Genomic DNA, 7,083 nt, shown 5'->3' with positions numbered 1-7,083 from the left:
GTGTGGAAGACGACGCCGTTCATGGCGCTGCTGATTCTGGCCGGGCTGCAGATGATTCCGGCGGACGTCTACGAGGCAGCTCGCGTCGACGGTGCGTCGGCATGGCAGCGGTTCACCAAGATCACGCTGCCACTGGTCAAGCCCGCGTTGATGGTTGCGATTCTGTTCCGCACCATGGACGCGCTGCGCATGTACGACCTCCCAGCCATCCTCACCGAAGGCAATCCCGCCACGCGAACCATCTCGATTCTGGTGGTGGAGCAGATCCGGCAGGGATTCAACAGCGCTGCGTCACTGTCGACCATCTCGTTCGTCATGATCTTCGTGGTGGCGTTCATCCTGGTCAAGTTCCTCGGTGCCAATGCCGTTGCCACGCAGGACACTCAGCGTAAGGGGGCCGGCCGATGAAGCAGGCCCGCATCTATCTCGGCGTTGTCATCATTCTCGTCTGGGGTCTGGCACCGTTCTACTGGATGGTCGTCACCGCGTTCCGCGACCCGCGCTACACCTTCGACACGACGCCATGGCCGACGCATGTCACGTGGGAAAACTTCGACAATGCCCTGTCGACCGCGAACGGCAACAACTTTCTTCGGGCGGTGGGCAACAGCCTCATCGTCGGCGGAGCGACCACGCTGATCGCACTGACCATCGGCATCTTCACCGCATATGCACTCTCGCGCATCGACTTTCGCTTCAAGTACGTGGTGACGGGCATCATCCTGGGTGCCTCGATGTTCCCGGTCGTCGCGCTGGTCACCCCGCTGTTCCAGTTCTTCACCAACATCGGGTGGATCGGCAGCTATCAGGCCATGATCATCCCGAACATCTCGTTCGTGCTGCCGTTGACGATCTACACCTTGGCAGCGTTCTTCGCCGAATTGCCCTGGGAACTCGAAGAAGCCGCGCGGATCGACGGAGCCGGCCGGTTCCAGGCCTTCCGGCTGGTGATGTTGCCACTCGCCGCACCTGCCCTGTTCACCACCGCAATACTCGCGTTCATCGCTGCGGTGAACGAGTACTTGTTGGCGAGCCAACTCTCGAGTGACAGGACCGAGCCGGTGACCGTGGCCATCGCGCGGTTCACCGGGAACGATCCGTTGGTGGTGCCGTATGCCGCAATCATGGCAGCGGGCACCATCGTTGCGATTCCACTGGTGATCATGGTGCTGCTGTTCCAGCGCCGCATCATCTCCGGCCTCACTGCAGGTGGCGTCAAATCGTGACGGCCCAGGACCATCTCCAAATGCTGGCGGGCATTCTGGGATTCTTCGCGCTCGTTGCCCTGATCGTTGCGGTAGCCGGGATCATCGGGGGTGATCCCGGCGTGCTGCCGTCGGTGGCCCTGCTGGGTCTGTTGATCGCACTGTGGTACACCGTCAAGAAGATTCGCTGACCCTCAGCGTGCGCGGATAGCACCTTCGATGTCTTCTGCACTGATCGGACGCGTGCAGAAGAACCAATCCTGGCATTCGACGTCGGAATCGGTACCGTCCATTCGGTCCGCAGCGGAGCCGCAAGAGCCCGCCGGTGGCACGATGACCGGATCGCCCGGGCGCCAATCCGCCGGCGTCGCAACATCGAATGCATCTGCAGTCTGCAGGGCTTTGATCAGGCGAAGGATTTCGTCGAAGTTCCGGCCGGTGCTCAGCGGATAGTAGATGACTGCGCGCACCACACTGTTCGGGTCCACGACGAACACTGCCCGCACGGCCTTCGACGAGCTTTCGCCGGGCATGATCATGCCGTACGCGCGGGCGATATCCATCGAGATATCCTCGATCAGAGGGAATTTGACCTCGACCCCGGACATCCCGTTGAAGCTGATCTTGTCCTTGATCGTGCGCAACCAGGCGATATGGCTGTACAGTCCGTCGATCGAGAGACCGACCAATTCGGTGTTGTACTCACGTAATTCGTCGGACATGGCGGCGAATGTGATGAACTCACTGGTGCAGACGGGTGTGAAATCTGCGGGGTGCGAAAAGAATATGACCCACTTTCCGCGGTAGTCGGCGGGGAAGTCGATCGGCCCCTGAGTGGTCACTGCGGTGAAGGACGGTGCGCGGTCCCCGATTCGAGGCATTCCGACGTCGGTCGTGGGCTCTGCCTGGGTGCTGGTCATGTTTGCCTCGTCCTGTGTGTTTTCGGTCGGGTATCGGGTGTGGTTGTCACGGGTGCCTGTAGTTGGCCTCGTAGGTCTCGCGGTCGCGCTCCGCGCTGGGTGTCGCGCGTGGAATCGAGGCTGCGTCGATCCCGTGTTGCCCGAGCCGGAACGCGCGATAGATCAGATGCAGTGCGGAGGCGAAGTAGACGACCGGGACGAAGATCAGCAGCATCATCAGACCCGCAATCCAGTTCGGCCCCGGAAACAGGAGGAACAGCAAGAGCACGGCGGCGAGTGGTACGAGGAATCGGGCAAGATAGCGCGGTGTCGATCCACGTCCGGTCAGGTCGTGCAGAACCCAGTCCTGCAGGTCGTCCGGGAGGACGCCGCCGACGTCGTAGCGAAGACGCTGACCGAAGGTGGGAGTTTTCATGTCTTCGACCGTAGGTTCGCAGGTGCGTCCGGTGCTGGGGTAGGAAGTCCCGACCTGTGCGCCGAACGACTCCGGTTCTCGCTCCGGCTCAGATCGCGGTGAAACCGAAGGTATCCTGTGCCATCGAGACCAATCTTTTCGACGCGGCGTTCGGCTTCGGCGTCCAGACGAGAGCCAACAGCGCTGCCGTGGTCGAGTCCGTCAGTTCCACGGCGACGAGCTTGTCGTCGTAGAACTGCGCCATCGATGCGCTGAGGATCGCCACCCCCAGGCCGCGGGCAGCGAGATCGGCCACGGCGTCGGGGGCGCTGGCCTGCAACGTGATCTGCGGTGCCAGGCCTGCGCCATGGCAGTCCCGGTCGAGCACCGCACGTATCCCGGTGCCGGGCGGAAGGGCGATGATCGGGTGTTCGCACACCTGCGCCAACGTCGCCTCGTCCTGTGCTGCCAGAGGATGCTGCGGTGGAACGGCCGCGACGATGCGCTCGTCGATCACCACCATCGATTCCAATCCGTCCGGAGCCCGCGCTGGGACACCGACGAGTGCGATGTCGAGTTCTCCTGCACGCACATCGGCCACCAAGCGATCCGAATTGCCCTCCTGCAGAGCAAGTTCGACGCCAGGGTGCGCCGAATGAAAGCGGGCCAACGCGTCGAACAGTTGTGGGACGGTGCACGCGGTCACCATGCCGATCCGTACCGATCCGCGTAGGAGTCCGGCGACGTCGTCGACGGATTGCCGAACCGAGTCGGCGGCGGCCAGTGTCGCACGGGCTTGCGTCAGCGCGGCCTGACCCGCGGTGGTCAATGTTGCTGTGCCGCCGGACCTGTCGATCAATTCGGCGCCGAGTTCTCCTTCGAGCGCGCGGATCTGGGCGCTGACGCCGGATTGGCTGATGTGCACTCGGGCTGCGGCGCGAGTGAAGTTCGCTTCTTCGGCCACCGCGACGAAGTACTCCAGCTGTCTCAATTCCACTGCTGGACTCCCAGATCCGGGCCCTCGCCGGCATCCAGCCTGGCGATATTGCGCTTCGGGGCAGTCAACCGGTAGCTGCAGTCGATCAATTCGGCGGCCTCGGCCCAAACGTCGTCATCGGCGTCGGAGAGGTCGAAGCCCACCCAGCCGGCCGGGCCGAGGTAAGCGGGGTGGAAGTACCGGGGTTCGAGCTCGCAGGCACGCTGTTCCTCGGCGCTCTCGCATTTGACCAGGATCGAGTGGTCGTGCTGGTCGCCGCCTTTGACGCCACCGCCGAAGTACACGAAGACCGAGGCCGTGCGGAAGGTGGGCCGGCCATGGGAGATCTTCTCGGACACCTCGGGATAGGCGAACGCCAGCGCGCGGACACGTTCGAGGATCGGATGCTTGGAAGTGGGATCGATGGCCACGAGCACACGATAGCGCGTGAACTCTAGCTGCGGCTATGAGTAGAACTTCTGATGATCATCGGAATCAACTGTTGGACTTCTGGCCCGGGTCGTTCGAGACTCGACGTCATGACACAGACACCGAAAGAAGTTGCAGCGACCTACTTCCAGGCCTGGAAAAGCAAGGATTTCGACACCCTGGCGTCGATCCTGCACCAGGACGCGACGTTCCGCGGGCCACTGGGCACAGCGGCGAACGGCGCGGAATGTGTGGCCGGACTGAAGGGAATGTCGGAGATCGTCACCGACATCGACATCGCCCACGTCTTCGTGGACGGACCCAACGTACTGACGTGGTTCGATCTGCACACCTCCATCGCATCCCCGGCAAGCACCGCCAATTGGCAGCGAATCGAGAACGGATCGATCAGAGAAATACGGGTGACCTTCGATCCACGAGAAATCACCGCGGCCGGATAGACGAACGCCCGCCGGTACTCAATGTGACGTTCAGTGGCCTTTTTGGGGGTCAATGTCACATCGAGTGGACCGGCGGGCGGCGTTCGCGTCTTGCTGCGGGCCCTATGCGTCGATGATGAACGCTTCGAGTTGTTCGCGAGCGACGTCGTCGGCGAGTTGCTTCGGCGGGCTCTTCATCAGGTAGGCCGAAGCCGGGATGACGGGTCCACCGATGCCGCGGTCCTTGGCGATTTTCGCGGCGCGGACTGCGTCGATGATGACGCCTGCGGAGTTGGGCGAGTCCCATACTTCGAGCTTGTACTCGAGGCTCAGGGGAACGTCACCGAAGGCGCGGCCTTCGAGGCGGACGTAGGCCCACTTGCGGTCGTCGAGCCAGCCGACGTGGTCGGACGGTCCGATGTGGACGTCCTTGGCGTTGAACTCCTTCTGGAGGTTCGACGTGACGGCCTGGGTCTTGGAGATCTTCTTGGACTCGAGGCGGGTGCGCTCGAGCATGTTGAGGAAGTCCATGTTGCCGCCGACGTTGAGCTGCATGGTGCGGTCGAGCTGCACGCCGCGGTCCTCGAAGAGCTTGGCCATGACGCGGTGGGTGATGGTGGCACCGACCTGGCTCTTGATGTCGTCGCCGACGATGGGGACGCCTGCGTCCTCGAACTTCTTGGCCCAGACGGGATCGGACGCGATGAAGACGGGCAGCGCGTTGACGAAGGCGACGCCTGCGTCGATGGCGGCCTGTGCGTAGAACTTGTCGGCTTCTTCGGATCCGACGGGGAGGTAGGACACGAGCACGTCCACCTTGGCGTCGCGCAGGGCCTGCGCCACGTCGACGGCGTCGCCGTCGGCCTCGGTGATGGTCTCGCGGTAGTACTTGCCGAGGCCGTCGAGGGTCGGTCCGCGCAGGACGTGGACGTCCTTCGGGGGTACGTCGGCGATCTTGATGGTGTTGTTCTCGCTGGAGAAGATGGCCTCGGAGAGGTCGAAGCCGACCTTCTTGGCGTCCACGTCGAACGCGGCGACGAACTCGACGTCGCGGACGTGGTACTTGCCGAACATGACGTGCATGAGGCCGGGGACGGTGGCGTTCTCGTCCGCGTCCTTGTAGTACTCGACACCCTGGACCAGGGATGAGGCGCAGTTGCCCACACCCACAATGGCCACGCGGATTGCGTTGTTGTTCTCACCCATGGTCGGGTTCTCCTTCTGTCTTGACTGTCCTGTTTGGTGCTGTGTGGGACGGTGCTGGGTTGGGTTCGGCCTGCTCGGCTGCGATGACTTCGTTGAGCCAGCGCACCTCGCGTTCGCTCGATTCGAGTCCGAGCTGGTGTAGCTGCCTGGTGTAGCGGTCGAGCGTCCCGTTCGCCTTGGCCACAGCGTCGCGGAGGCCTTCTCGGCGCTCCTCGACCTGGCGACGTCTGCCTTCGAGGATGCGGACTCGAGCTTCCGCGGGGGTCCGACTGAAGAAGGCAAGATGTACGCCGAATCCGTCGTCGGTGTAGTTCTGCGGTCCGGTGTCGGCCACCAGTTCGGCAAATCGTTCCCTGCCGAGCGGGGTGAGCACGTAGACCCGCTTTGCCCGTCTTTTCACGAGCAGTTCGGGACCGGCGTCCTCGGCGATGAGTCCGTCTTCTTGAAGTCGACGGAGTGCCGGGTACAGCGATCCGTACGAAAACGCTCGAAAAGCTCCGAGCAGGCCGGTCAGCCGCTTGCGGAGCTCGTAGCCGTGCATGGGTGATTGGAGAAGCAAACCGAGAATTGCGAGCTCGAGCATGCAACTCCCCCTTCTCTGTTCTTTTTGTGATCACAACACGGCGATGCGATTGACTGCACTATCGAAGAATGTATCGCGCCGATACATTGATTGACAAGCCGGTGCCCGGTTCGTGTCTCTCCCCGATCGAGTGTCGCGCATGCTTCTGTGCGATCTCCGTCTCTTGCCGGCTCCCAGGGGCTGACCATGTCGGCACAGGTGGAGTGTTGTTTCCGGAGGCTCGATCGGGACTTCCTCGTTGCCGAGGCGGGGTTCGCAGGTCCGCATCGGAGGGGCCGCACGTACTCTGGTCCTCGTGCGACTTCAGCGACAGGTGGTGGACTACGCCCTTCAGCGTCGGTCGCTGCTGGCCGAGGTCTACTCCGGTAGGACGGGTGTCGCAGCGGTCTGTGATGCAGATCCGTACCTGCTTCGTGCTGCCAAGTTCCATGGACGTGGCAGCGACGTGGTGTGCCCCATCTGCCGCAAGGAGCAGCTCACGCTGGTGTCCTGGGTGTTCGGCGAGAAGCTGGGGGCACTGTCCGGGTCGGCGAGAACGGCGGACGAGCTCGTACGCCTCGCGGCGACTCAGGAGGAGTTCTCGGTCCATGTGGTCGAGGTGTGTAGGTCGTGCAGTTGGAACCACCTCGTCCAGTCCTATGTCCTCGGGGCCGTTCCCGCGCCCAAACAACCCCGTCGTCCGCGATCGGGTTCCCGTCAACCGAACCGTCGAACAGCGAGTGAGTGACACAATCGCTCCGCTGATCCCATCCACCGAGAATTCGACGCGGCCGCCGAAATTACTGGAGATTCGTACGTGAGTTCCCCCTACGACAACAACCCGGGTAGCAACGAACCGGGCCGTAGCGACTCCGGACGGCGTCCCGACGTGCCCGGGCCGCCCCGCGGCAGTCGACATTCCGATCCACCCGGGCGTCGCCCGGTGCCCCC

Annotated in this window: 11 protein-coding genes; 5 read left to right on the top strand and 6 right to left on the bottom strand. The window is 63.0% G+C overall.

Annotated features, from left to right (window positions below; translation table 11 throughout):
* From RHBS_RS16510 to RHBS_RS29085, 3 genes are all read left to right on the top strand, one after another.
* Positions 1-408 (top strand): carbohydrate ABC transporter permease (locus RHBS_RS16510; protein ID WP_145977531.1); only part of this gene is annotated, 408 nt, incomplete at its 5' end.
* Positions 405-1,226: a carbohydrate ABC transporter permease gene (locus tag RHBS_RS16505; protein ID WP_121871582.1), complete on the top strand. Its 822-nt coding sequence runs from the start codon at positions 405-407 to the stop codon at positions 1,224-1,226. The genes RHBS_RS16510 and RHBS_RS16505, both read left to right, overlap by 4 nt.
* A complete protein-coding gene (locus RHBS_RS29085; protein WP_183130315.1) occupies positions 1,223-1,396 on the top strand; it encodes a hypothetical protein in 174 nt (57 codons plus the stop codon). Before RHBS_RS16505 ends, RHBS_RS29085 begins: the two co-directional genes overlap by 4 nt.
* A 3-nt stretch (positions 1,397-1,399) precedes the next feature.
* Here the strand turns inward: RHBS_RS29085 and RHBS_RS16500 are convergent, their stop codons facing one another.
* The 4 genes from RHBS_RS16500 to RHBS_RS16485 form a co-directional block, all read right to left on the bottom strand.
* Positions 1,400-2,125, bottom strand: coding sequence for a peroxiredoxin (locus RHBS_RS16500; RefSeq protein ID WP_237669286.1), 726 nt, complete (start codon positions 2,123-2,125; stop codon positions 1,400-1,402).
* Positions 2,126-2,171: 46 nt separating this feature from the next.
* A complete protein-coding gene (locus RHBS_RS16495; protein WP_121871581.1) occupies positions 2,172-2,540 on the bottom strand; it encodes a DUF5313 family protein in 369 nt (122 codons plus the stop codon).
* 88 nt (positions 2,541-2,628) lie between these two features.
* Complete coding sequence (locus tag RHBS_RS16490; protein ID WP_121871580.1) at positions 2,629-3,516, bottom strand: LysR family transcriptional regulator; 888 nt, start codon at positions 3,514-3,516, stop codon at positions 2,629-2,631.
* The gene (locus RHBS_RS16485) at positions 3,507-3,926 is read right to left on the bottom strand and encodes an MmcQ/YjbR family DNA-binding protein (RefSeq protein WP_306303543.1); all 420 of its coding nucleotides are present in this window, start codon (positions 3,924-3,926) and stop codon (positions 3,507-3,509) included. The genes RHBS_RS16490 and RHBS_RS16485 overlap by 10 nt, the downstream gene beginning before the upstream one ends.
* Before the next feature lie 108 nt (positions 3,927-4,034).
* On the opposite strand from RHBS_RS16485, the gene RHBS_RS16480 reads away from it, so the two are divergent.
* Positions 4,035-4,385, top strand: coding sequence for a nuclear transport factor 2 family protein (locus tag RHBS_RS16480; RefSeq protein WP_121871578.1), 351 nt, complete (start codon positions 4,035-4,037; stop codon positions 4,383-4,385).
* A 102-nt stretch (positions 4,386-4,487) separates the two neighbouring features.
* Here RHBS_RS16480 and RHBS_RS16475 read toward each other — a convergent pair whose 3' ends face one another.
* Entirely contained in the window at positions 4,488-5,570 is a 1,083-nt protein-coding gene (locus RHBS_RS16475) for an inositol-3-phosphate synthase (RefSeq protein WP_032396939.1), read from the bottom strand.
* Complete coding sequence (locus RHBS_RS16470; protein ID WP_121871577.1) at positions 5,563-6,153, bottom strand: PadR family transcriptional regulator; 591 nt, start codon at positions 6,151-6,153, stop codon at positions 5,563-5,565. Before RHBS_RS16470 ends, RHBS_RS16475 begins: the two co-directional genes overlap by 8 nt.
* A gap of 295 nt (positions 6,154-6,448) precedes the next feature.
* On the opposite strand from RHBS_RS16470, the gene RHBS_RS16465 reads away from it, so the two are divergent.
* A complete protein-coding gene (locus RHBS_RS16465; RefSeq protein WP_170944655.1) occupies positions 6,449-6,880 on the top strand; it encodes a DUF5318 domain-containing protein in 432 nt (143 codons plus the stop codon).
* Positions 6,881-7,083 lie beyond the last annotated feature (203 nt).

Source organism: Rhodococcus sp. BS-15 (genome assembly GCF_000813105.1).
GTDB lineage: Bacteria > Actinomycetota > Actinomycetes > Mycobacteriales > Mycobacteriaceae > Rhodococcoides.
Note: the sequence above shows the minus strand (reverse complement) of the source record. Positions and strands in the feature narration are given on the sequence as shown.